The sequence below is a fragment of the Pseudomonas sp. M2(2023) genome (assembly GCF_030263955.1).
Classification (GTDB): domain Bacteria; phylum Pseudomonadota; class Gammaproteobacteria; order Pseudomonadales; family Pseudomonadaceae; genus Aquipseudomonas; species Aquipseudomonas asiatica.
In genome coordinates this window covers 5,480,139-5,503,532 of the sequence record NZ_CP127114.1, presented here as the reverse complement: position 1 = coordinate 5,503,532, position 23,394 = coordinate 5,480,139, and the positions used below count along the sequence as shown (strand labels likewise).

15 protein-coding genes, 2 tRNA genes and 4 rRNA genes are annotated in these 23,394 nt (G+C 58.0%); 9 read left to right on the top strand and 12 right to left on the bottom strand.

Annotation, left to right across the window (positions count from 1 at the left end; all coding sequences use genetic code 11):
- Window positions 1-142 precede the first annotated feature (142 nt).
- The gene (locus tag QN085_RS25110) at window positions 143-913 is read right to left on the bottom strand and encodes a TerC family protein (protein WP_003256974.1); all 771 of its coding nucleotides are present in this window, start codon (window positions 911-913) and stop codon (window positions 143-145) included.
- 71 nt (window positions 914-984) lie between these two features.
- Window positions 985-2,292: a CitMHS family transporter gene (locus tag QN085_RS25105; RefSeq protein ID WP_024087959.1), complete on the bottom strand. Its 1,308-nt coding sequence runs from the start codon at window positions 2,290-2,292 to the stop codon at window positions 985-987.
- Between the two features lie 267 nt (window positions 2,293-2,559).
- Here QN085_RS25105 and QN085_RS25100 point away from each other — a divergent pair, with 267 nt between their 5' ends.
- Window positions 2,560-2,961, top strand: a complete 402-nt coding sequence (locus QN085_RS25100) for a GFA family protein (protein WP_003256972.1) — start codon at window positions 2,560-2,562, stop codon at window positions 2,959-2,961.
- Window positions 2,962-3,088: 127 nt separating this feature from the next.
- On the opposite strand, the gene QN085_RS25095 is transcribed toward QN085_RS25100, so the two are convergent.
- From QN085_RS25095 to QN085_RS25050, 10 genes are all read right to left on the bottom strand, one after another.
- The gene (locus tag QN085_RS25095; protein ID WP_024087960.1) at window positions 3,089-5,044 is read right to left on the bottom strand and encodes a DUF7844 domain-containing protein; all 1,956 of its coding nucleotides are present in this window, start codon (window positions 5,042-5,044) and stop codon (window positions 3,089-3,091) included.
- The gene (locus tag QN085_RS25090) at window positions 5,041-5,361 is read right to left on the bottom strand and encodes a DUF2388 domain-containing protein (protein ID WP_003256970.1); all 321 of its coding nucleotides are present in this window, start codon (window positions 5,359-5,361) and stop codon (window positions 5,041-5,043) included. Before QN085_RS25090 ends, QN085_RS25095 begins: the two co-directional genes overlap by 4 nt.
- Window positions 5,362-5,397: 36 nt before the next feature.
- Complete coding sequence (locus QN085_RS25085) at window positions 5,398-5,691, bottom strand: DUF2388 domain-containing protein (RefSeq protein WP_015268502.1); 294 nt, start codon at window positions 5,689-5,691, stop codon at window positions 5,398-5,400.
- 88 nt (window positions 5,692-5,779) lie between these two features.
- Window positions 5,780-6,097 (bottom strand): DUF2388 domain-containing protein, encoded by a 318-nt coding sequence (locus QN085_RS25080; protein WP_015268503.1) that lies wholly within the window; start codon window positions 6,095-6,097, stop codon window positions 5,780-5,782.
- Window positions 6,098-6,403: 306 nt separating this feature from the next.
- Window positions 6,404-6,619: a DUF1127 domain-containing protein gene (locus QN085_RS25075; RefSeq protein WP_003256968.1), complete on the bottom strand. Its 216-nt coding sequence runs from the start codon at window positions 6,617-6,619 to the stop codon at window positions 6,404-6,406.
- 373 nt (window positions 6,620-6,992) lie between these two features.
- Entirely contained in the window at window positions 6,993-8,486 is a 1,494-nt protein-coding gene (gene scpC / locus QN085_RS25070) for a succinyl-CoA:acetate CoA-transferase ScpC (RefSeq protein WP_024087961.1), read from the bottom strand.
- Window positions 8,487-8,672: 186 nt separating this feature from the next.
- A complete protein-coding gene (locus QN085_RS25065) occupies window positions 8,673-10,109 on the bottom strand; it encodes an NAD(P)(+) transhydrogenase (Re/Si-specific) subunit beta (protein WP_023662929.1) in 1,437 nt (478 codons plus the stop codon).
- 2 nt (window positions 10,110-10,111) lie between these two features.
- Window positions 10,112-10,426: an NAD(P) transhydrogenase subunit alpha part 2 gene (locus QN085_RS25060; protein WP_003256966.1), complete on the bottom strand. Its 315-nt coding sequence runs from the start codon at window positions 10,424-10,426 to the stop codon at window positions 10,112-10,114.
- Between the two features lie 11 nt (window positions 10,427-10,437).
- Window positions 10,438-11,559, bottom strand: a complete 1,122-nt coding sequence (locus tag QN085_RS25055) for a Re/Si-specific NAD(P)(+) transhydrogenase subunit alpha (RefSeq protein WP_015268506.1) — start codon at window positions 11,557-11,559, stop codon at window positions 10,438-10,440.
- Between the two features lie 436 nt (window positions 11,560-11,995).
- Window positions 11,996-12,895: a LysR family transcriptional regulator gene (locus QN085_RS25050; RefSeq protein WP_023662930.1), complete on the bottom strand. Its 900-nt coding sequence runs from the start codon at window positions 12,893-12,895 to the stop codon at window positions 11,996-11,998.
- 161 nt (window positions 12,896-13,056) lie between these two features.
- Here QN085_RS25050 and QN085_RS25045 point away from each other — a divergent pair, with 161 nt between their 5' ends.
- From QN085_RS25045 to QN085_RS25010, 8 genes are all read left to right on the top strand, one after another.
- The gene (locus QN085_RS25045) at window positions 13,057-14,238 is read left to right on the top strand and encodes an acyl-CoA dehydrogenase (protein WP_003252907.1); all 1,182 of its coding nucleotides are present in this window, start codon (window positions 13,057-13,059) and stop codon (window positions 14,236-14,238) included.
- A gap of 14 nt (window positions 14,239-14,252) precedes the next feature.
- The gene (locus QN085_RS25040) at window positions 14,253-15,473 is read left to right on the top strand and encodes a CaiB/BaiF CoA transferase family protein (protein WP_023662931.1); all 1,221 of its coding nucleotides are present in this window, start codon (window positions 14,253-14,255) and stop codon (window positions 15,471-15,473) included.
- A 567-nt stretch (window positions 15,474-16,040) separates the two neighbouring features.
- Window positions 16,041-17,577, top strand: a 16S ribosomal RNA gene (locus tag QN085_RS25035).
- Between the two features lie 317 nt (window positions 17,578-17,894).
- Window positions 17,895-20,786 (top strand): 23S ribosomal RNA (locus QN085_RS25030).
- 131 nt (window positions 20,787-20,917) lie between these two features.
- Window positions 20,918-21,033: ribosomal RNA gene (gene rrf, locus QN085_RS25025) — 5S ribosomal RNA — on the top strand.
- A 446-nt stretch (window positions 21,034-21,479) separates the two neighbouring features.
- Window positions 21,480-23,016, top strand: a 16S ribosomal RNA gene (locus QN085_RS25020).
- The 16S, 23S and 5S rRNA genes sit together here with 2 tRNA genes alongside, the layout of an rRNA operon.
- An 85-nt stretch (window positions 23,017-23,101) precedes the next feature.
- A tRNA-Ile gene (locus tag QN085_RS25015) sits at window positions 23,102-23,178 on the top strand.
- Between the two features lie 26 nt (window positions 23,179-23,204).
- Window positions 23,205-23,280: transfer RNA gene (locus tag QN085_RS25010), tRNA-Ala, on the top strand.
- Window positions 23,281-23,394 lie beyond the last annotated feature (114 nt).

The window sequence follows — 23,394 nt, the reverse complement described above, 5'->3', positions numbered from 1 at the left end:
CATTTGAAGAATTTTCAGTGCTCACTCAAAGCTTTAGTTGTTCTGCGGAGCTGTCGCCAGCTTCGCATGGCTGTCATTTGTTTGAAATATGGCGGAAATGAAAAAAGGGCCCGAAGGGCCCTTTGTCCTGCACTTCCTGATCTTATTGACCCGGAATGTCCTTGCGCAGTTTCACTGGCTCGTGCTCTTTGCCGTTCTTGCGGGCCAAGGCAGTTCGCATGCGGATGTTGATGGCTTCCACCGCCAGCGAGAACGCCATGGCGAAGTAGACATAGCCTTTAGGCACATGTACGTCGAAAGATTCGGCGATCAGCACGGTACCGACCACGATCAGGAACGATAGTGCGAGCATTTTCAACGACGGATGTTTGTCGATGAAATCGCTGATGGTGCCAGCGCACAGCATCATCACCAGCACGGCGACGATGATCGCGGCGATCATCACCGGTACGTGGGACACCATGCCCACCGCAGTGATCACCGAGTCCAGCGAGAACACGATGTCGATGATGGCGATCTGGATGATGGTGTAGAAGAACTTGCCACCCGCGCCTTTCGGTTCTTCCGGGTTTTCGTCCTCGCCTTCCAGGCCGTGATAGATCTCTTGCGAGCTTTTCCACAGCAGGAACAGGCCACCAAAGAACAGGATCAGGTCCCGCCCGGAGATGCCCTGGCCCAGGACCACGAACAGGTCGGCGGTAAGGCGCATGACCCAGGTGATCGACAGCAGCAGCATGATACGAGTGACCATTGCCAGGGCCAGGCCGAAGATCCGGGTGCGCGGCTGCATGTGCTTGGGCATGCGGCTGACCAGAATCGAGATCATGATGATGTTGTCGATACCGAGGACGATCTCAAGCGCGGTAAGGGTAAAAAAGGCAACCCAGATTTCCGGGCTGGTCAGCCATTCCATGTGTCTTCCTTCGAACGGTAAAGGCGACGCGCCCGGATCCGGGCGCGTCGCGTTAGGGAAATACGTGTTTATTAAAGACTACTGAACAGCGGGAAAATCCCCATCAGCAGCGCGGCGAGCATTATGCACAGGCACACCAGCACTGCCCACTTCAAGGTAAAGCGCTGATGATCGCCGAACTCGATCCCGGCCAGGGCCACCAGCAGGTAGGTGGAGGGTACCAGGGGGCTTAGCAGGTGTACCGGCTGCCCGACGATCGACGCACGGGCCATTTCCACCGGGCTGATGCCGTAGTGGCTGGCAGCTTCGGCCAGCACCGGTAGCACGCCATAGTAGAATGCGTCGTTGGACATGAAGAAGGTGAACGGCATGCTCACGATCGCGGTTATCACCGCGAGGTATGGGCCCAACGCCTCGGGGATGACCGACAGCAGGCTCTTGGACATGGCGTCGACCATGCCGGTGCCCGACAGGATGCCGGTGAAGATGCCGGCGGCAAAGATCAGCCCGGTGACCGCCAGCACGCTGCCGGCGTGGGCGGCGATGCGGTCTTTCTGCTGCTGCAGGCACGGGTAGTTGACGATCATGGCGATGCTGAAGGCGATCATGAACAGCACGGGCAGCGGCAACACGCCGGCAATCAGCGCGACCATCAGGGCAGCGGTCAGGGCACCGTTGAAGTACAGCAATTTTGGCCGGCGCGCGTCCGGGTACTGCGAAACGGTAATTTGGCTGTGGTCGATGTCGTCGGTGGGCAGGTGCAACTCGCCCAGGCGGGCACGTTCGCGCTTGCCGTACATGTAGGCGATGGCCAGGATCGCCAGCACACCGAACAGCATGGCGGGGATCATCGGCACGAAGATGTCCGACGGGTCCACGTGCAGGGCGCTGGCGGCGCGGGCGGTCGGGCCACCCCAGGGGGTCATGTTCATTACCCCGCCGGCGAGAATGATCAGGCCGGCCATGATCCGCGGGCTCATGCCCAGGCGACTGTACATTGGCAGCATGGCGGCGCAGCAGATCATGTAGGTGGTGGCGCCGTCACCGTCGAGCGAGACCACCAGGGCCAGTACCGCGGTGCCGACGGACACTTTCAGCGGATCGCCCTTGACCAGCTTGAGGATCTTGCGCACGGCCGGGTCGAACAGGCCGGAATCGATCATCAGGGCGAAATAGAGGATGGCGAACATCAGCATCACGCCGGTAGGTGCGAGCTTGCTGATGCCCTCGAGCATCATCGGGCCGATCTTGGCGGAAAAACCGCCGAACAGGGCGAACAGGATCGGTACCAGGATCAGCGCGATCAAGGCCGACAGGCGCTTGGTCATGATCAGGTACATGAAGGTGATGACCATGGCAAAGCCGAGGAAGGTCAGCATGGCAATACTCCAGGCGTGGCGCGGCGAAAGGAACGTCGATTCGGGCGGATCAGCGCGCTTGGCGCTGTGCAGGGAGCATGCGGAGAGGGGCTACGGAAAGTCGGGCACAGGAATACATCAGAATCACCATTGTTGTTGTTGATTGGGCCGGGCGCGGTGGTTACCGGGTGCCCTGGCTGACCGGTCTTGTGCCGGTAGTGGGGGCTATCCTATGAGGGCAAGCTTTCAGCCAGCTTTCGCCGAAGCAAAGGTGACGAGAGGTAGGTGATGCAGGATGTGACCGAGGGTGGCTGCCATTGTGGCGCCTTGCGTTATCGGTTGGAGGGCGACCTGACGGACATTGCCCATTGCCATTGTTCGATCTGCCGGCGGGTCAGTGGCGGGCTGGTGGTGACCTGGCTCACCCTGCCCCGCTCGGGGTTCCGGTGGCTGGCGGGCGAGCCGAACTGCTATGTGGCGCCGGCCAGTTGCAGCCGGTACTTTTGTGGGCATTGCGGGGCGCATGTGGCGTTGGTGACTACACATAGCCCGGAGACGGTGGATGTGACGGTGGCGACGCTGGACCACCCGGAACGGGTCAGGGCCAACCGGCATATCTGGGTGGGTAGCCGGTTGCCTTGGTTGCATCTGGATGAGGATTTGCCTTCGGAGGCCGAGGAGAACCTGTAGGCTTTGTGCTGTCTGTGCCGGCCCTTTCGCGGGTAAACCCGCTCCCCACAGTGACGGCGCAGATCTCAGGTGTTGTACAGATCCTGTGGGAGCGGGCATGCCCGCGAAGAGACCGGCACAGTGGACGTTACAATTGCAGGCCACCGGCGGCCTTGTGCAGCGCCCGCAGATGTTCGCCCACCTGCTTCACATTGGCTTCCACCGCCACAATTTCCTTGGCCCGCGACGGCTCCAGCAGCGCCCTCACCTCTTTGTCCAGGCTCGTGCTCAAGCGCAGCAACTGCGCTTGCCGCTCGCTGCTGACCTGCTCCAGATGCTTGCGCTCCTGCGGCTGCGGCAGCCCGTAGCCCTTGCTGTCGAGCAACTCTGCCGGGCGGCTGAGGAAGCCACTGTTGGCAAGCATCTGCCTGAGGGTCGCATCGGCCTTGCTGACGCTGCCATCCTTCAGCGCGGCGGCGTTCAGGTAACGCTGCTTGACCTCGTCCTGGGCCAGCAGCAGTTGCCGGCGCAAGCTGGCCTGTTCAAGCAGCAGCAAGGCGGCGCTGGTACGCAGGTCGGCCTGGGCGAACCAGGCCCGCCGTTGCTCGGCGTCCAGGGCCAGCCAGTCCTCGACCTTGTCCTGCTTTATTGGCAACTGCTTCTTCAACACCTCGAACATGGCCTGGTAACGGTCACGGTAGGAGTCGAAGCGATAACCCAGGCGCAACGCTTCGCGGGGGTCGTCGAGCACGCTGGTGTCGGCAAGCCCCCTGCCCTTGAGCACAGCCAGCAAGCCATTGGGCATGATGCTGTCGAGGTCGTTCAGGCGCGGGTTGGCGGTGCCGCTGCGCAGCAGCTTCAACGACTCTACTGCGCAATTGTTGGACAGGAACCAGTAGTTACCATCGTAGCTCCAGTGCATTTCGGCGGCCTGACGCACTAGGTTCTCGATCTCGTCGCGGTCGAGCCGCAAGGGCACCGAGGCCAGGCTGCGCAGTTCGGTCTTGGTGTACTCGTCGATCACCTGGCCCAGCGGCAGCACGAACAGACGCGAGGGGTAGGCACCGACCAGGCCGTCCCAGCTGGAAAGCTGTACATCGTTGACGAAGGCGCGGTACGACAGCACCAGGCTCTGGTCGAGGTCCAGGCGGCAGTCCGGCCCGCGTGGGCGGCCCGGCTTGCAGATCACGAGGCGCAGCATGCTGTGGCCCCAGCGGCTGACCAGGTTCTGGTTGGCTTCGGCCAGCAGGTAGTCCACCTCATAGACCCGCTCGGGGTCGATTTCGCCCAGCGGCTGGCGGCCGAAGTCGCTGCCGGCATTGATGAACGGCAGGCCCTTGGCGCAGCTGTCCTGCTGTGGTGCCCAGCCGAAGTGTTCGCGCAGGTACTGGTTCAGCGCCGGGCGGCGGCAGCCGTAGCTCGGGTCGAGGAGGAAGTACTCCATGTTGACCGCGATGTACTCCTTGGGGCTGCTCAGTTCATAGCTGTCGGGGCTGCGAACGAACTGGCCGTTGTGCTGCTCGCGCTCGCCGCGTCGGCCCACGTACTGCTGCCAGCCGGCCAGGTCGAGCAGGCGCGGGTCGTCGCTGAGGGTGAAGCGGCGCTCGGCCTGGCCACGGCATGCTTCGGGCAGGCCGACCTTGCCCAACGTACCTTGCTGGCGCTTGCAACGGGCGATCAGCGCGTTCTCGGCGCTGGGCCACAGCCGGGCACGGTCATAGATATGGGTGAGTTCGTGCAGCACGGTGGCCAGCAGTTCTTCTCGCACCGTGCCATGCGGGCGGTTGGTGCGTTCGGTGGCTGCACTGCCATCGGTGAGGCTGGGCAGCAGGCGACGATTGAGTTCGAGGGTAGAGACCAGCGATGCCTGGCCATAGGCGTCGGCCGGCATATTGTCGCTCCAGTTGACCCGCACTCGGCGGTTCAGCTTTTGCTTGAAGCTGGGGGGCAGCTTGCCCATGGCTTCGTCGAGCAGAGCCTGAGTGGCCAGGGCCTGCTGTGAATCGAGGCCGGACGCCTGCAGCTCAAGCTGCAGGTCGGCCAGGGCGGGCGTGCCGAGCAGCGTCAGGGCGCAGCCGAGCAGCCAGGCGCGCACGCGGTTCACAGCGCGAGGATGGCTTCAGCCAGTACCTGGTCGCTGGCGTCACGCGCTTGCGGCACGCGCTCGCGCAGGGTGTTGAAGGCAGCCTCAAGCTGGGCGCCGCGGATGTCACCGTTGCTGGCGACAAAGCTGGCGGCGTCGTCATGGGCTTCGCGCACCACTTTTGAATCGCGGATCGAAGTGGTGGTGTCAGAGGTGAAATCGATCGAACGGCCAAAGGCGCGCACGATGATATTGCTGGTGGCCACCAGGGTCTGTGCCTGGGCCAGGTCGGCCAGCAGCAGCATGCCGAGGGTAGCGGCAATCAGCGGTTTACGCATGGAGCATCTCCGAAAAATACAGGGAGTCAGATTTAATTATTGGACGAGAATTGCTTGCGCCAGTTCCAGATCGCCGACGGTATGCCGTGCGCAATTGTGGCGTAATGATTCCAGTGCTGCCTCCAGCCGTGCACCGCGGATCTGGCCGTCGCTGGCGACGAAGGCAGCGGCATCGTCCTGGGCCTGGCGGACCAGTTTGCGGTCGAACGGTGCGCTGGTGACCTGGCTGGTGACATAGCCGGTGATGACCAGGCTTTGCGTAGTGGTATCCATGGCATGGGCGCTGGCCATGCCAATAACGGAGAACAGCAACGGCAACAGATAACGCATGGGCTCTACAACAGCTGGAAACGTGGGCGGCAATGGTGAGTACGGCTGTGCTGGTGGTGACCAGCACAGCTGAACGGCTCAGGCGGGGTCAGAGCGCCAGAATGGCCTGGGCCAGTTGCGCGTCGCTGGCCTGCAGGGTTGGCATCTGCGAGCGGATGTGCAGGAAAGCGCTTTCCAGCTTGGCACCGCGGATGTCGCCCTGGCTGCCAACGAAGCTGGCGGCGTCGTCACGGGCGGCCTGGACGATCTTGTCGTCACGGAACGAGGAGGAAATATCGGAAGTGGCATCGGTGGACGCGGCCACTGCGCCAACGACGGCGTCGGTGGTGACAACGAAGCTGGTGGCGTTTGCGGTGCCGGCCAGGCTCAGCATCAGGGCGGCGCCAATCAGGTATTTACGGGACATGATCGTGGACTCCTGGACTAGGGTCGGGTGGTTCTGCTTTATCGGACGCTCGCACAGCTCGTCGCGGTACTTTTCAACAGTGCGTTCTACCAGACTGTTACGCCAAGCGTATCATGCGCCGGTGTTTCTGGATGTTAATGAACAGCGCACCAATAAACTGTTCTGGTCTGTTTTATGATTTTTAAAACTGTACAGGTTCGCTTGTAAAAGGCTCTGGCATGCCGCCTGCAAACAAAAAACCCGTCGCAGTCACCTGCAACGGGTTTCGGGAATTCGCGGTGCCGACCGAAGCCGGCAAGCCGGAGCTTAGCGCCAGAATGGCTTGCTCAGCTCTTCGTAACGCTGCGACTCGCTGATACCGGCGTCGGCCAGCAGGCGGGCGTCCAGGCGAGCCAGTTGACGGCGGCTGGCCATGCGGCGCTGCCACAGCAGCAAGGTGGACAGAGCGCGCAGCGGCAGCGAAGCGTTGGATTGTTGGGCGTTGCTTTCAAAAACCAGACCGGAACTGAGGGTACGTTCCATGATGTTTCATCCTTCCGCTTATGGCGGGATTAGGTAGTGATTTAACTGATGCCAATGATCCTCCTCTGTCGTCCATAACAGTAGATACAGTTCAGTTGAAAGACGATGGTCCAGTTAACTGTGTAACCCTACTGTTGCACTCGAAACTGGCGTAACTGTACTGGTCTGCCCTTATTTGGTGCATTTTCATTAAAATAAAGGTATTTGTCTGCCAGGAAGGCGTGAAATTACCAGTACAGTAGTACAGATTAACTGAGTAACGGCGACCAGGTATCTTGATAGACGGGTTGGACTGTTATGGCCCATTCGCTAGCGAGCATGTGAAGAAGCCGGAACAGCGGGAGCAGGGCCGCCGTTCCGTACCACATCTGTATCAGCTAGCCAGCATGCGCCCGGTTTCTTCCAGGTTCTCGTGCCAACTCAGGGCTTCACGCAGGATGTGCGGGGTATGGCCGCCACGCTGGCAGGCGCGATCGAAGTAGTCGTTCAGTGCTGCGCGGTAGTCCGGGTGCACACAGTTGTCGATGATCGCCCTGGCGCGCTCGCGTGGCGCCAGGCCGCGCAGGTCGGCCAAGCCTTGCTCGGTGACCAGGATGTCCACATCGTGCTCGGTATGGTCGACATGGCTGACCATCGGCACCACGCTGGAAATCGCCCCACCCTTGGCAATCGACTTGGTGACGAACACGGCCAGATGGGCGTTACGGGCGAAGTCACCCGAGCCGCCGATGCCGTTCATCATCTTGGTACCGCACACGTGTGTGGAATTGACGTTGCCGTAGATATCGAACTCAAGCGCGGTGTTGATACCGATGATGCCCAGGCGACGGACCACCTCCGGGTGGTTGGAGATTTCTTGCGGGCGCAGTACCAGCTTGTCCTTGTAACGCTCCAGGTTGCCGAACACGTCGGCGTTGCGGCGGGTCGACAAGGTGATCGAGCTGCCCGAGGCGAAGCTCAGCTTGCCGGCGTCGATCAGGTCGAAGGTGGAGTCCTGCAGTACTTCGGAGTACATGGTCAGGTCTTCGAACGGCGACTCGATCAGGCCGCACATCACTGCGTTGGCAATGCTGCCGATACCGGCCTGCAGCGGGCCGAGCTTGTTGGTCATGCGGCCGGCCTCGACTTCTTTCTTGAAGAAGTTGATCAGGTGGTCGGCGATGCCCTGGGTTTCGTCATCCGGAGGCAGTACGGTGGACGGCGAGTCCGGCTGGTCGCTGATGACGATGCCGACGATCTTGGCCGGGTCGATCGGGATGGCGGTGCTGCCGATACGGTCGTCGACCTTGACCAGCGGGATTGGCGTGCGGGTCGGGCGGTAGGTCGGGATATAGATGTCGTGCAGGCCTTCGAGGTTGGTGTTGTGCGAGAGGTTGATCTCGACAATCACCTGCTTGGCGAAGATCGCGAAGCTGGCGGAGTTGCCCACCGAGGTGGTTGGCACGATGTGGCCCTGCTCGGTGATGGCCACGGCTTCGATGACCGCGATGTCCGGCAGCTTCAACTGCTGGTTGCGCAGTTGCTCGACGGTTTCCGACAGGTGCTGGTCGATGAACATCACTTGGCCGTCGTTGATGGCCTTGCGCAGGGTGCTGTCGACCTGGAACGGCATGCGGCGAGCCAGCACGCCGGCCTCGGTCAGTTGCTTGTCCAGGTCGTTGCCCAGGCTGGCGCCGGTCATCAGGCTGATTTTCAGTGGCGACTGCTTGGCACGTTCGGCCAGTGCATGTGGTACGGCCTTGGCTTCGCCGGCGCGGGTGAAACCGCTCATGCCGACGGTCATGCCGTCCTCGATCAGACCAGCGGCATCAGCCGCACTCATTACCTTGCTGTGCAGGGAGGACAAGCGGATACGATCACGGTACATGGATTGTTATCTCGGGCTACTGAAACTACTGCAGCGCAGTCTAGAGACTTCGCCCCTTGCCGTCCCACGACCATGGTCGTATGAGAAGCCTTGGAATAGAGCCGTTGATCCGGATCAATAAAAGAAAAGCCCCGGCAGATTCTGACCGGGGCTTCCTTTATATCAACTGGTTTGCAGCGGGCGTTGTCACTCCACCGCCTTGACCATGTCTTCGATGACTTTCTTGGCGTCGCCGAACACCATCATGGTCTTGTCGAGGTAGAACAGTTCGTTGTCCAGGCCGGCATAGCCGCTGGCCATGGAGCGCTTGTTGACGATGATGGTCTTGGCCTTGAACGCTTCGAGGATCGGCATGCCGGCGATCGGCGACTTGGGGTCGTTCTTCGCCGCAGGGTTGACCACGTCGTTGGCGCCCAGCACCAGCACCACATCGGCCTGGCCGAACTCGGCGTTGATGTCTTCCATCTCGAACACTTGGTCGTACGGCACTTCGGCCTCCGCCAGCAGCACGTTCATGTGCCCTGGCATACGGCCGGCCACCGGGTGGATCGCGTACTTCACGGTCACACCGTTGTGGCTCAGCTTCTCGGTCAGTTCCTTGAGCGCGTGCTGGGCGCGAGCCACCGCCAGGCCGTAGCCAGGGACGATGATCACGCTGTCGGCGTTGCTGAGCAGGAAGGTGGCATCGTCGGCCGAGCCAGACTTCACCGGGCGCTGCTCTTTGGAGCCTTGCGCCGCGCCAGCATCGGTATCACCACCGAAGCCACCGAGGATGACGTTGAAGAACGAACGGTTCATCGCCTTGCACATGATGTACGAAAGGATGGCACCGGACGAGCCGACCAGAGAGCCTGCGATGATCAGCATCGAGTTGTTCAGCGAGAAGCCGATACCGGCCGCTGCCCAGCCCGAATAGCTGTTAAGCATCGACACCACCACCGGCATGTCGGCGCCCCCGATCGGAATAATGATCAGCACGCCCATGATGAAGGCCAATACCAGCATCAGGGTGAAGGCACTGTAGTGGCCAGTGAAGGTGAACAGCAGGCCCAGGGCGATGGTGGTCAGGCCGAGGATCAGGTTCAGCTTGTGCTGGCCGGTGAACTGTACCGGTGCGCCCTGGAACAGGCGGAACTTGTACTTGCCCGACAGCTTGCCGAAGGCGATCACCGAGCCGGAGAAGGTAATGGCACCAATGGCTGCGCCGAGGAACAGCTCCAGACGGTTGCCGGTGGGGATCGGGTCGCTCATGGCGGCAACGATGCCCATCGATTGCGGTTCCAGCACCGCGGCGATGGCGATGAACACCGCTGCCAGGCCGATCATGCTGTGCATGAAGGCGACCAGTTCCGGCATTTTGGTCATCTCGACGCGCTTGGCCATGATCGAACCGGCGGTGCCGCCGACCAGCAAGCCAACGAGGACGTAGCCGATGCCGGCGGTGGCAAGCTCGGCCCCGAGCTTATAAATGAGGCCGACCGTAGTGACGATGGCGATACACATGCCGATCATGCCGAACAGGTTGCCGCGCCGCGAGGTAGTCGGGTGCGACAGGCCCTTGAGCGCCTGGATGAAGCACACCGAGGCGACGAGGTAGAGGAGCGTTACCAGATTCATGCTCATGCTTACTTCTGCGCCTCGTTCTTGGTTTTCTTCTTGAACATCTCAAGCATGCGACGGGTGACCAGGAAGCCACCGAACACGTTGACTGCGGCCAGGGCCACTGCCAGGGTGCCCATCAGCTTGCCGGCCGGGGTCACCGTCAGGGCGGCGGCCAGCATGGCGCCGACGATGACGATTGCAGAGATGGCGTTGGTCACGGCCATCAGCGGAGTGTGCAGTGCCGGGGTGACGTTCCACACCACGTGGTAGCCCACATAGATGGCCAGCACGAAGATGATCAGGTTGTAGATGCCATGGGAAATCAGCATGTCTTCCATTGTCGTGCTCCTTAGCCGTTCTTGCGGACGACCTGACCATCACGGCACATCAAGCAGGCCGCGACGATGTCGTCTTCGAGGTTGATGACCAGCGCGCCGTCCTTGTCGAACAGCAGCTTCATGAAGTCCAGCAGGTTGCGTGCATACAGTGCCGAGGCATCGGCGCCCACTTGGGCCGGCAGGTTGGTCGGGCCAACGATGATCACGCCGTTCTCCTGTACCACCTGGTCGGCGACAGTCAGTGGGCAGTTGCCGCCTTGGGCTGCTGCGAGGTCGATGACCACCGAGCCGGGCTTCATCTGCGCGACGGTTTCGGCGCTGAGCAGGGTCGGCGCCTTGCGCCCCGGGATCAGCGCAGTGGTAATGACGATATCCGCCTGCTTGGCGCGCTCGTGCACGGCCTGGGCCTGGCGTTGCATCCAGCTTGCCGGCATCGGCCGGGCATAACCGCCGACACCTTCGGCGCATTCGCGCTCTTCATCGGTTTCGTAGGGTACGTCGATGAACTTGGCGCCCAGCGACTCGATCTGCTCCTTCACGGCCGGGCGTACGTCGGATGCCTCGATCACCGCGCCCAGGCGCTTGGCCGTGGCAATGGCCTGCAGGCCGGCAACGCCCGCGCCCAGGATCAGCACGCGCGCGGCCTTGACGGTACCGGCGGCGGTCATGAGCATGGGCATGAAGCGTGGGTAGTGATGGGCAGCCAGCAACACCGCCTTGTAACCGGCGATGTTGGCCTGCGACGACAGCACGTCCAGGCTCTGCGCCCGCGAGGTGCGCGGCGCGGCTTCCAGGGCGAACGCGGTAATGCCGCGCTCGGCCATCTTGCCGATCAGCTCGCTGTTGAAGGGGTTGAGCATGCCCACCAGGAGGCTGCCACTGTTGATCAGGGCCAGTTCCTGGTCGTTGGGGGCGACCACTTTGAGCACCAATTGGGCGCCGTAGGCATCGGCTGCACTCCCCAGGGAAGCACCCACGGCCTCATAGGCACTGTCCGGAATGCTGGCATTGAGCCCTGCCCCCCGTTGGACGGTGACCTGATGGCCCTGGCCAATCAGTTTCTTGATGGTTTCCGGGGTCGCAGCGACCCTTGTCTCACCGGTCTGCGTCTCGAGAGGAACACCAATGTGCACGACTATTTCTCCTGCGGTGACCTTTTGTCTTTTTAAAAGCCAGCGCACTTCGGATGGTGCGCTGGGGCGGCTGTGGAGCGCCGACCCGCCGAATCCCGGGCGGGCGAAGCATTTTGCAGACGAAGCCAGAGGCCTTCAACCGGTTCTGGAGCGAAACGAAGTTAAAACTACAAGTCACCCTGTGACCGTATGTCGCAACGGCCAGGCTGCAGCCTGTCAAACATAGGCTATTGGCAGATTAGGAGAAAAAAACAAAAAATTTGCGGTTGATTCGCTTACGGCTTGGTGAATGTCGCAAAATAACCCGCGAAGCCGCGCCGTAAGCAGGGTTAAAGCGGATTTTTGCTACTGCATAACAGTTTATGTATATGCGACAAATACATATATCTGTAGGTGTTAAAAATAATTGACTACGAAGTCAATTTATCATGACTGCTCACGTCTTGGCCGTGTACGCCTGGGCCTGGCTTACCAGCCAGTCACGGAAGGCGCGTAGCGAAGCCGACTCCACTTTGCGCTCCGGAATCATCAGATAGTAGGCCTTGTCACTACTCAGGGCATGCCTGTTAGCGACCACCAACCTACCCTCCTCCAACTCGCGCTGGATCAGGAACGGTGGAATCAGGGCGATGCCCATCTCATGCATGGCCGCCTGGGCGAGCATCGAGAATAGTTCATAGCGCGGGCCTGTCATGTCGCGTTCCACATTCATGCCGACGCTGCCGAACCATTGCCGCCAGGCATAGGGGCGCGTGCTCTGCTGCAGCAACGGCAGTTGGGCAATACGCTGAGCGTCGAGTGAGCCCTGCCCGTCCAGCAGCGACGGGCTGCACACCGGTACCGGGTTTTCCCCCATCAGCCGGTGCGACTGGGTGCCGGACCAGTCGGCATCGCCGAAGTAGATAGCGGCATCGAAGGTGGTGTCGGCAAACAGGAATGGCCGGGTGCGGTTGGTGAGGTTTACCGTGACCTCCGGGTGGCGCTGCTGGAAGTCCTTGAGCCGCGGTAGCAGCCATTGGGTGCCGAAGGTGGGTACCACGGCCAGCTCGATCACGTTGGCGCCCTGCTGGCGCATTACCGACAAGGTGTCGCGCTCTACCGCGTCCAGTTGGGCAGCCACCTGGCGGCTGTAGGAAAGGCCGGCTTCGGTCAGCTTCACGCCGCGGCGCGAGCGGCGGAACAGTTCCACATTGAGGAAGGCTTCCAGGCCGCCTATCTGCCGACAGACGGCACCCTGGGTCAGGGCGAGTTCCTGGGCGGCCTTGGTAAAGCTCTCGTTGCGCGCCGCCGCCTCGAAGCAAACCAGAGCGGCGGTACTGGGGATCTTGCGGCGCATGTACGTCAACCTCACTCGTAAGGCTGTCAATATGGCGTTTTGCCGATTTACGAAGTGACAAATTATCACTAATTGGTGCGCAATCCTCGTTTGTCCCGGCGGCCGATCAGGCCTAGGCTCAAAGGCACAAGAAACTGCCCCCTATTTCGAGGATTTCGCTCATGGCCGGTAAAGCAAGCTTCAACTGGATCGACCCACTGCTGCTCGATCAGCAGCTCACTGAAGAAGAGCGCATGGTGCGTGACAGCGCTTATCAGTTCGCCCAGGACAAGCTGGCCCCGCGTGTGCTCGAGGCCTTCCGTCATGAACAGACCGACCCGGCGATCTTCCGTGAAATGGGTGAGGTCGGGTTGCTGGGCGCCACCATTCCCGAGCAATACGGTGGCAGTGGCTTGAACTACGTGTGCTATGGCCTGATTGCTCGCGAGGTGGAGCGCATCGACTCGGGTTATCGTTCGATGATGAGTGTGCAGTCGTCGCTGGTGATGGTGCCAATCAACGAGTTCGGTACCGAGGCACAAAAGCAGAAGTACCTGCCCAAGCTGGCCAGCGGCGAGTGGATCGGTTGCTTCGGCTTGACCGAGCCCAACCATGGTTCCGACCCGGGTTCGATGATCACCCGTGCCCGGAAGGTCGACGGCGGCTACCGCCTGACTGGCAGCAAGATGTGGATCACCAACAGCCCGATCGCCGATGTATTCGTGGTCTGGGCCAAGGACGATGCGGGTGATATCCGTGGCTTTGTTCTGGAAAAGGGTTGGCAAGGTCTCAGCGCGCCGGCGATTCACGGCAAGGTCGGCCTGCGCGCCTCGATAACTGGCGAAATCGTCATGGATAACGTGTTCGTGCCGGAGGAAAACATCTTCCCGGATGTGCGCGGCCTCAAAGGCCCGTTCACCTGCCTGAACTCCGCCCGCTATGGTATCTCCTGGGGTGCGCTGGGCGCTGCGGAAGCCTGCTGGCACACCGCGCGTCAGTACACCCTGGACCGTCAGCAATTCGGTCGCCCGTTGGCTGCCAACCAGTTGATCCAGAAGAAGCTGGCCGACATGCAGACGGAAATCACCCTGGCACTGCAGGGCTGCCTGCGTCTGGGGCGGATGAAGGACGAAGGCACGGCTGCAGTGGAGATCACGTCGATCATGAAGCGCAACTCCTGTGGTAAGGCGCTGGATATTGCCCGCATGGCGCGTGACATGCTTGGTGGCAATGGCATTTCCGATGAGTTCGGCGTGGCTCGTCACCTGGTCAACCTGGAGGTGGTCAACACCTATGAAGGTACTCACGATGTGCATGCACTGATCCTGGGGCGCGCGCAGACCGGCATCCAGGCCTTCTATTGATAAGGAGTCAGCCCATGGGCGCGCTATCACATCTGCGGGTGCTGGACCTTTCTCGCGTGTTGGCCGGCCCATGGTCTGGCCAGATTCTCGCTGACCTTGGTGCCGATGTGATCAAAGTCGAGCGCCCTGGCAGTGGTGACGATACCCGCTCATGGGGGCCACCCTTCCTCAAGGATGCCGAGGGTGAGAACACCAGTGAGGCGGCCTATTACCTGTCGGCCAACCGCAACAAGCGCTCGGTTACCATCGACTTCACACAGGCCGAGGGGCAGCGCCTGGTGCGTGAGTTGGCGGCGAAGTCCGATATCGTCATCGAGAACTTCAAGGTTGGTGGGTTGGCTGCCTACGGTCTGGACTACCAGAGCTTGAAGGCGATCAACCCGCGGCTTATCTATTGTTCCATCACCGGGTTCGGCCAGACCGGGCCTTATGCAAGGCGCGCGGGTTATGACTTCATGATCCAGGGGTTGGGCGGGCTGATGAGCCTGACCGGCCGCCCGGAAGGTGAGGAAGGTGCGGGCCCGGTCAAGGTAGGGGTGGCGCTGACCGACATCCTTACCGGGTTGTATTCCACGGTGGCGATCCTCGCTGCCCTCGCCCATCGCGAGCAGACTGGAGTGGGCCAGCATGTCGACATGGCGTTGCTCGATGTGCAGGTGGCCTGCCTGGCGAATCAGGCGATGAACTACCTGACTACGGGCAACCCGCCTCGTCGCCTGGGTAATGCGCACCCCAATATCGTGCCTTATCAGGATTTTCCGACGGCGGATGGCGACTTCATCCTTACCGTGGGCAACGATAGCCAGTTCCGCAAATTCGCCGAGGTGGCCGGGCAGCCGCAGTGGGCGGACGACCCGCGTTTCGTTACCAACAAGCTGCGGGTTGCCAACCGGGCCGAGTTGATTCCTCTGATTCGCCAGGCCACGGTGTTCAAGACCACAGCGGAGTGGGTGAGCCAGTTGGAGGCTGCGGGGGTGCCGTGCGGGCCTATCAATGACCTGGCGCAGATGTTCCAGGACCCGCAAGTGCTGGCGCGCGGGTTGGCGGTGAGCATTCCGCATCCGTTGGCGGGAAGCGTGCCGCAGGTGGCGAGCCCGATACGGCTGTCGGAGACGCCGGTGGAGTACCGTCGGGCGCCGCCGCTGCTGGGTGAGCATACCGAGGTGGTGCTGGAGGATGTATTGGGGCTGGGTGCCGGTGAGGTGCAACGGCTACGCAGTGCCGGCGTCCTTTAAGGGCCTGTGGTCTTGGTGAAAGCGGGGAGGCCGTCAGGCCTTCCCGCTTTGCTTTTCAGCGATATCAAAGTTTCTTGAAATTAAGTGTTGACGCGGTTTCGAATCCCCTTATAATGCGCCCCACTTCTGACGTAGTCGAAGCGCAAAACTTCTTGCAAATCAATTAGTTGGGCGATTCAGGTAGTGTCAGGAGCGCTTCGGTCGAATGATTGTCAGCGGTTGAGATGATGGTTGACAGCGTTTCTAAACGCTGTATGATTCGCCTCCCGCTACGAGAGATCGCAGCGAGTCAAGTGTTTGAAGCCAAACGAGTTTCTCGCAAAAAACTTCAAAATAAACACTTGACAGCAAATGAGGAAAGCGTAGAATGCGCGCCTCGGTTGAGACGAAACGCTCTTAACCAAACGCTCTTTAACAAATCGAATCAAGCAATTCGTGTGGGTGCTTGTGAGTACGGACTGATAGTCACAAAGATTATCAGCATCACAAGTGGCCATGCGAGAAATCACATAGTCATTTGAGATTGCTGAGCCAAGTTTAGGGTTTCTTAAAAACCCAAGCAGTATTGAACTGAAGAGTTTGATCATGGCTCAGATTGAACGCTGGCGGCAGGCCTAACACATGCAAGTCGAGCGGATGACGGGAGCTTGCTCCTTGATTCAGCGGCGGACGGGTGAGTAATGCCTAGGAATCTGCCTGGTAGTGGGGGACAACGTTTCGAAAGGAACGCTAATACCGCATACGTCCTACGGGAGAAAGCAGGGGACCTTCGGGCCTTGCGCTATCAGATGAGCCTAGGTCGGATTAGCTAGTTGGTGAGGTAATGGCTCACCAAGGCGACGATCCGTAACTGGTCTGAGAGGATGATCAGTCACACTGGAACTGAGACACGGTCCAGACTCCTACGGGAGGCAGCAGTGGGGAATATTGGACAATGGGCGAAAGCCTGATCCAGCCATGCCGCGTGTGTGAAGAAGGTCTTCGGATTGTAAAGCACTTTAAGTTGGGAGGAAGGGCAGTAAGCTAATACCTTGCTGTTTTGACGTTACCGACAGAATAAGCACCGGCTAACTCTGTGCCAGCAGCCGCGGTAATACAGAGGGTGCAAGCGTTAATCGGAATTACTGGGCGTAAAGCGCGCGTAGGTGGTTCGTTAAGTTGGATGTGAAAGCCCCGGGCTCAACCTGGGAACTGCATCCAAAACTGGCGAGCTAGAGTACGGTAGAGGGTGGTGGAATTTCCTGTGTAGCGGTGAAATGCGTAGATATAGGAAGGAACACCAGTGGCGAAGGCGACCACCTGGACTGATACTGACACTGAGGTGCGAAAGCGTGGGGAGCAAACAGGATTAGATACCCTGGTAGTCCACGCCGTAAACGATGTCAACTAGCCGTTGGAATCCTTGAGATTTTAGTGGCGCAGCTAACGCATTAAGTTGACCGCCTGGGGAGTACGGCCGCAAGGTTAAAACTCAAATGAATTGACGGGGGCCCGCACAAGCGGTGGAGCATGTGGTTTAATTCGAAGCAACGCGAAGAACCTTACCAGGCCTTGACATGCAGAGAACTTTCCAGAGATGGATTGGTGCCTTCGGGAACTCTGACACAGGTGCTGCATGGCTGTCGTCAGCTCGTGTCGTGAGATGTTGGGTTAAGTCCCGTAACGAGCGCAACCCTTGTCCTTAGTTACCAGCACGTTATGGTGGGCACTCTAAGGAGACTGCCGGTGACAAACCGGAGGAAGGTGGGGATGACGTCAAGTCATCATGGCCCTTACGGCCTGGGCTACACACGTGCTACAATGGTCGGTACAGAGGGTTGCCAAGCCGCGAGGTGGAGCTAATCTCACAAAACCGATCGTAGTCCGGATCGCAGTCTGCAACTCGACTGCGTGAAGTCGGAATCGCTAGTAATCGCGAATCAGAATGTCGCGGTGAATACGTTCCCGGGCCTTGTACACACCGCCCGTCACACCATGGGAGTGGGTTGCACCAGAAGTAGCTAGTCTAACCTTCGGGAGGACGGTTACCACGGTGTGATTCATGACTGGGGTGAAGTCGTAACAAGGTAGCCGTAGGGGAACCTGCGGCTGGATCACCTCCTTAATCGACGACATCAGCCTGCTGATGAGCTCCCACACGAATTGCTTGATTCATGGTTGAAGACGATCAAGATCCTGTATGGGTCTTGTGTTGTTCCTGGTCAGAACTTGGAAATGAGCATTCGTTTCGAATGTTGATTTCTGGCTTTTGTCAGATCGTTCTTTAAAAATTCGGATATGTGATAGATATAGACTGATGGCCAGTTTCACTGCTGGTTAATCAGGCTAAGGTAAAATTTGTGAGTTCTGCTCGAAAGAGCAACATGCGAATTTTCGGCGAATGTCGTCTTCACAGTATAACCAGATTGCTTGGGGTTATATGGTCAAGTGAAGAAGCGCATACGGTGGATGCCTTGGCAGTCAGAGGCGATGAAAGACGTGGTAGCCTGCGATAAGCTTTGGGGAGTCGGCAAACAGACTGTGATCCAGAGATCTCTGAATGGGGGAACCCACTCAGCATAAGCTGAGTATCTTGTACTGAATACATAGGTGCAAGAGGCGAACCAGGGGAACTGAAACATCTAAGTACCCTGAGGAAAAGAAATCAACCGAGATTCCCTTAGTAGTGGCGAGCGAACGGGGACCAGCCCTTAAGTTGATTTGAGATTAGTGGAACGCTCTGGAAAGTGCGGCCATAGTGGGTGATAGCCCCGTACACGAAAATCTCTTGTCAATGAAATCGAGTAGGACGGAGCACGAGAAACTTTGTCTGAATATGGGGGGACCATCCTCCAAGGCTAAATACTACTGACTGACCGATAGTGAACCAGTACCGTGAGGGAAAGGCGAAAAGAACCCCGGAGAGGGGAGTGAAATAGAACCTGAAACCGTATGCGTACAAGCAGTGGGAGCCTACTTTGTTAGGTGACTGCGTACCTTTTGTATAATGGGTCAGCGACTTATATTCAGTGGCGAGCTTAACCGAATAGGGGAGGCGTAGCGAAAGCGAGTCTTAATAGGGCGTTTAGTCGCTGGGTATAGACCCGAAACCGGGCGATCTATCCATGGGCAGGTTGAAGGTTAGGTAACACTGACTGGAGGACCGAACCGACTACCGTTGAAAAGTTAGCGGATGACCTGTGGATCGGAGTGAAAGGCTAATCAAGCTCGGAGATAGCTGGTTCTCCTCGAAAGCTATTTAGGTAGCGCCTCATGTATCACTCCAGGGGGTAGAGCACTGTTTCGGCTAGGGGGTCATCCCGACTTACCAAACCGATGCAAACTCCGAATACCTGGAAGTGCCGAGCATGGGAGACACACGGCGGGTGCTAACGTCCGTCGTGAAAAGGGAAACAACCCAGACCGTCAGCTAAGGTCCCAAAGTCATGGTTAAGTGGGAAACGATGTGGGAAGGCTTAGACAGCTAGGAGGTTGGCTTAGAAGCAGCCACCCTTTAAAGAAAGCGTAATAGCTCACTAGTCGAGTCGGCCTGCGCGGAAGATGTAACGGGGCTCAAACCATGCACCGAAGCTACGGGTGTCATCTTTGATGACGCGGTAGAGGAGCGTTCTGTAAGCCTGTGAAGGTGAGTTGAGAAGCTTGCTGGAGGTATCAGAAGTGCGAATGCTGACATGAGTAACGACAATGCGAGTGAAAAACTCGCACGCCGAAAGACCAAGGTTTCCTGCGCAACGTTAATCGACGCAGGGTTAGTCGGTCCCTAAGGCGAGGCTGAAAAGCGTAGTCGATGGAAAACAGGTTAATATTCCTGTACTTCCAGTTATTGCGATGGAGGGACGGAGAAGGTTAGGCCAGCCTGGCGTTGGTTGTCCAGGTTTAAGGTGGTAGGCTGAAATCTTAGGCAAATCCGGGATTTCAAGGCCGAGAGCTGATGACGAGTTGCCTCTAGGCGACGAAGTGGTTGATACCATGCTTCCAAGAAAAGCTCCTAAGCTTCAGATAACTGGGAACCGTACCCCAAACCGACACAGGTGGTTAGGTAGAGAATACCAAGGCGCTTGAGAGAACTCGGGTGAAGGAACTAGGCAAAATGGCACCGTAACTTCGGGAGAAGGTGCGCCGGCGAGGGTGAAGGACTTGCTCCGTAAGCCCATGCCGGTCGAAGATACCAGGCCGCTGCGACTGTTTATTAAAAACACAGCACTCTGCAAACACGAAAGTGGACGTATAGGGTGTGACGCCTGCCCGGTGCCGGAAGGTTAATTGATGGGGTTAGCGCAAGCGAAGCTCTTGATCGAAGCCCCGGTAAACGGCGGCCGTAACTATAACGGTCCTAAGGTAGCGAAATTCCTTGTCGGGTAAGTTCCGACCTGCACGAATGGCGTAACGATGGCGGCGCTGTCTCCACCCGAGACTCAGTGAAATTGAAATCGCTGTGAAGATGCAGTGTATCCGCGGCTAGACGGAAAGACCCCGTGAACCTTTACTATAGCTTTGCACTGGACTTTGAATTTGCTTGTGTAGGATAGGTGGGAGGCTTTGAAGTGGGGACGCCAGTTCTCATGGAGCCATCCTTGAAATACCACCCTGGCAACTTTGAGGTTCTAACTCAGGTCCGTTATCCGGATCGAGGACAGTGTATGGTGGGTAGTTTGACTGGGGCGGTCTCCTCCCAAAGAGTAACGGAGGAGTACGAAGGTGCGCTCAGACCGGTCGGAAATCGGTCGTAGAGTATAAAGGCAAAAGCGCGCTTGACTGCGAGACAAACACGTCGAGCAGGTACGAAAGTAGGTCTTAGTGATCCGGTGGTTCTGTATGGAAGGGCCATCGCTCAACGGATAAAAGGTACTCCGGGGATAACAGGCTGATACCGCCCAAGAGTTCATATCGACGGCGGTGTTTGGCACCTCGATGTCGGCTCATCACATCCTGGGGCTGAAGCCGGTCCCAAGGGTATGGCTGTTCGCCATTTAAAGTGGTACGCGAGCTGGGTTTAGAACGTCGTGAGACAGTTCGGTCCCTATCTGCCGTGGACGTTTGAGATTTGAGAGGGGCTGCTCCTAGTACGAGAGGACCGGAGTGGACGAACCTCTGGTGTTCCGGTTGTCACGCCAGTGGCATTGCCGGGTAGCTATGTTCGGAAGAGATAACCGCTGAAAGCATCTAAGCGGGAAACTTGCCTCAAGATGAGATCTCACTGGGATCTTGAATCCCCTAAAGGGCCGTCGAAGACTACGACGTTGATAGGTTGGGTGTGTAAGCGCTGTGAGGCGTTGAGCTAACCAATACTAATTGCCCGTGAGGCTTGACCATATAACACCCAAGCAATTTGCTAGCGCAGATTGCGGTGGTGAAGACGAAACAACCGAAAGTTCGCAACATCACAAATATCGCATATCCGAATTCGCTGGGCTGTCCATCTGGACATTCTGGCAACAGAATTTCTTGACGACCATAGAGCATTGGAACCACCTGATCCCATCCCGAACTCAGTAGTGAAACGATGCATCGCCGATGGTAGTGTGGGGTTTCCCCATGTGAGAGTAGGTCATCGTCAAGATTCATTTCGCAAAACCCCTATCTGCGCATGCAGGTAGGGGTTTTGTCTTTAAGTAGAAGCTATCGCTTCTCCTGGTAGGCTGAACGGCCAGCTGGGGATGAAAAAGGTGGTTGACAGCGTTTTCGAATGCTGTATTATTCACCTCCCGCGACGAGAGATCGAAGCGAGCCAAGTGTTTGAAGCTAAACGAGTTTCTCGCAAAAAACTTCAAAATAAACACTTGACAGCAAATGAGGAAAGCGTAGAATGCGCGCCTCGGTTGAGACGAAACGCTCTTAACCAAACGCTCTTTAACAAATCGAATCAAGCAATTCGTGTGGGTGCTTGTGAGTACGGACTGATAGTCACAAAGATTATCAGCATCACAAGTGGCCATGCGAGAAATCACATAGTCATTTGAGATTGCTGAGCCAAGTTTAGGGTTTCTTAAAAACCCAAGCAGTATTGAACTGAAGAGTTTGATCATGGCTCAGATTGAACGCTGGCGGCAGGCCTAACACATGCAAGTCGAGCGGATGACGGGAGCTTGCTCCTTGATTCAGCGGCGGACGGGTGAGTAATGCCTAGGGATCTGCCTGGTAGTGGGGGACAACGTTTCGAAAGGAACGCTAATACCGCATACGTCCTACGGGAGAAAGCAGGGGACCTTCGGGCCTTGCGCTATCAGATGAGCCTAGGTCGGATTAGCTAGTTGGTGAGGTAATGGCTCACCAAGGCGACGATCCGTAACTGGTCTGAGAGGATGATCAGTCACACTGGAACTGAGACACGGTCCAGACTCCTACGGGAGGCAGCAGTGGGGAATATTGGACAATGGGCGAAAGCCTGATCCAGCCATGCCGCGTGTGTGAAGAAGGTCTTCGGATTGTAAAGCACTTTAAGTTGGGAGGAAGGGCAGTAAGCTAATACCTTGCTGTTTTGACGTTACCGACAGAATAAGCACCGGCTAACTCTGTGCCAGCAGCCGCGGTAATACAGAGGGTGCAAGCGTTAATCGGAATTACTGGGCGTAAAGCGCGCGTAGGTGGTTCGTTAAGTTGGATGTGAAAGCCCCGGGCTCAACCTGGGAACTGCATCCAAAACTGGCGAGCTAGAGTACGGTAGAGGGTGGTGGAATTTCCTGTGTAGCGGTGAAATGCGTAGATATAGGAAGGAACACCAGTGGCGAAGGCGACCACCTGGACTGATACTGACACTGAGGTGCGAAAGCGTGGGGAGCAAACAGGATTAGATACCCTGGTAGTCCACGCCGTAAACGATGTCAACTAGCCGTTGGAATCCTTGAGATTTTAGTGGCGCAGCTAACGCATTAAGTTGACCGCCTGGGGAGTACGGCCGCAAGGTTAAAACTCAAATGAATTGACGGGGGCCCGCACAAGCGGTGGAGCATGTGGTTTAATTCGAAGCAACGCGAAGAACCTTACCAGGCCTTGACATGCAGAGAACTTTCCAGAGATGGATTGGTGCCTTCGGGAACTCTGACACAGGTGCTGCATGGCTGTCGTCAGCTCGTGTCGTGAGATGTTGGGTTAAGTCCCGTAACGAGCGCAACCCTTGTCCTTAGTTACCAGCACGTTATGGTGGGCACTCTAAGGAGACTGCCGGTGACAAACCGGAGGAAGGTGGGGATGACGTCAAGTCATCATGGCCCTTACGGCCTGGGCTACACACGTGCTACAATGGTCGGTACAGAGGGTTGCCAAGCCGCGAGGTGGAGCTAATCTCACAAAACCGATCGTAGTCCGGATCGCAGTCTGCAACTCGACTGCGTGAAGTCGGAATCGCTAGTAATCGCGAATCAGAATGTCGCGGTGAATACGTTCCCGGGCCTTGTACACACCGCCCGTCACACCATGGGAGTGGGTTGCACCAGAAGTAGCTAGTCTAACCTTCGGGAGGACGGTTACCACGGTGTGATTCATGACTGGGGTGAAGTCGTAACAAGGTAGCCGTAGGGGAACCTGCGGCTGGATCACCTCCTTAATCGACGACATCAGCCTACTGATGAGCTCCCACACGAATTGCTTGATTCATTGTAGAAGACGATGCTGTAACGCAACCCTGTTATAGGTCTGTAGCTCAGTTGGTTAGAGCGCACCCCTGATAAGGGTGAGGTCGGCAGTTCAAATCTGCCCAGACCTACCATTACATGGTTCAGCCGTAGAATACACGGGGCCATAGCTCAGCTGGGAGAGCGCCTGCCTTGCACGCAGGAGGTCAGCGGTTCGATCCCGCTTGGCTCCACCATTTTCGCCGTACGCAGTAGCTTGTCAGAACTTAGAAATGAACATTCAGCTCGAATGTTGATTTCTGACTTTTGTCAGATCGTTCTTTAAAAATTCGGATATGTGATAGATATAG

Excerpts from the sequence above, each read along its gene's own strand:
- QN085_RS25040 (WP_023662931.1), top strand. The coding sequence starts at position 14,253 with ATGGGCGCGCTATCACATCTGCGGGTGCTGGACCTTTCTCGCGTGTTG.
- QN085_RS25045 (WP_003252907.1), top strand. The coding sequence starts at position 13,057 with ATGGCCGGTAAAGCAAGCTTCAACTGGATCGACCCACTGCTGCTCGAT.
- QN085_RS25105 (WP_024087959.1), bottom strand. The coding sequence starts at position 2,292 with ATGCTGACCTTCCTCGGCTTTGCCATGGTCATCACCTTCATGTACCTG.
- scpC (WP_024087961.1), bottom strand. The coding sequence starts at position 8,486 with ATGTACCGTGATCGTATCCGCTTGTCCTCCCTGCACAGCAAGGTAATG.
- QN085_RS25090 (WP_003256970.1), bottom strand. The coding sequence starts at position 5,361 with ATGCGTAAACCGCTGATTGCCGCTACCCTCGGCATGCTGCTGCTGGCC.
- QN085_RS25075 (WP_003256968.1), bottom strand. The coding sequence starts at position 6,619 with ATGGAACGTACCCTCAGTTCCGGTCTGGTTTTTGAAAGCAACGCCCAA.
- QN085_RS25110 (WP_003256974.1), bottom strand. The coding sequence starts at position 913 with ATGGAATGGCTGACCAGCCCGGAAATCTGGGTTGCCTTTTTTACCCTT.
- QN085_RS25065 (WP_023662929.1), bottom strand. The coding sequence starts at position 10,109 with ATGAGCATGAATCTGGTAACGCTCCTCTACCTCGTCGCCTCGGTGTGC.
- QN085_RS25085 (WP_015268502.1), bottom strand. The coding sequence starts at position 5,691 with ATGCGTTATCTGTTGCCGTTGCTGTTCTCCGTTATTGGCATGGCCAGC.
- QN085_RS25100 (WP_003256972.1), top strand. The coding sequence starts at position 2,560 with ATGCAGGATGTGACCGAGGGTGGCTGCCATTGTGGCGCCTTGCGTTAT.
- QN085_RS25060 (WP_003256966.1), bottom strand. The coding sequence starts at position 10,426 with ATGGAAGACATGCTGATTTCCCATGGCATCTACAACCTGATCATCTTC.
- QN085_RS25080 (WP_015268503.1), bottom strand. The coding sequence starts at position 6,097 with ATGTCCCGTAAATACCTGATTGGCGCCGCCCTGATGCTGAGCCTGGCC.
- QN085_RS25050 (WP_023662930.1), bottom strand. The coding sequence starts at position 12,895 with ATGCGCCGCAAGATCCCCAGTACCGCCGCTCTGGTTTGCTTCGAGGCG.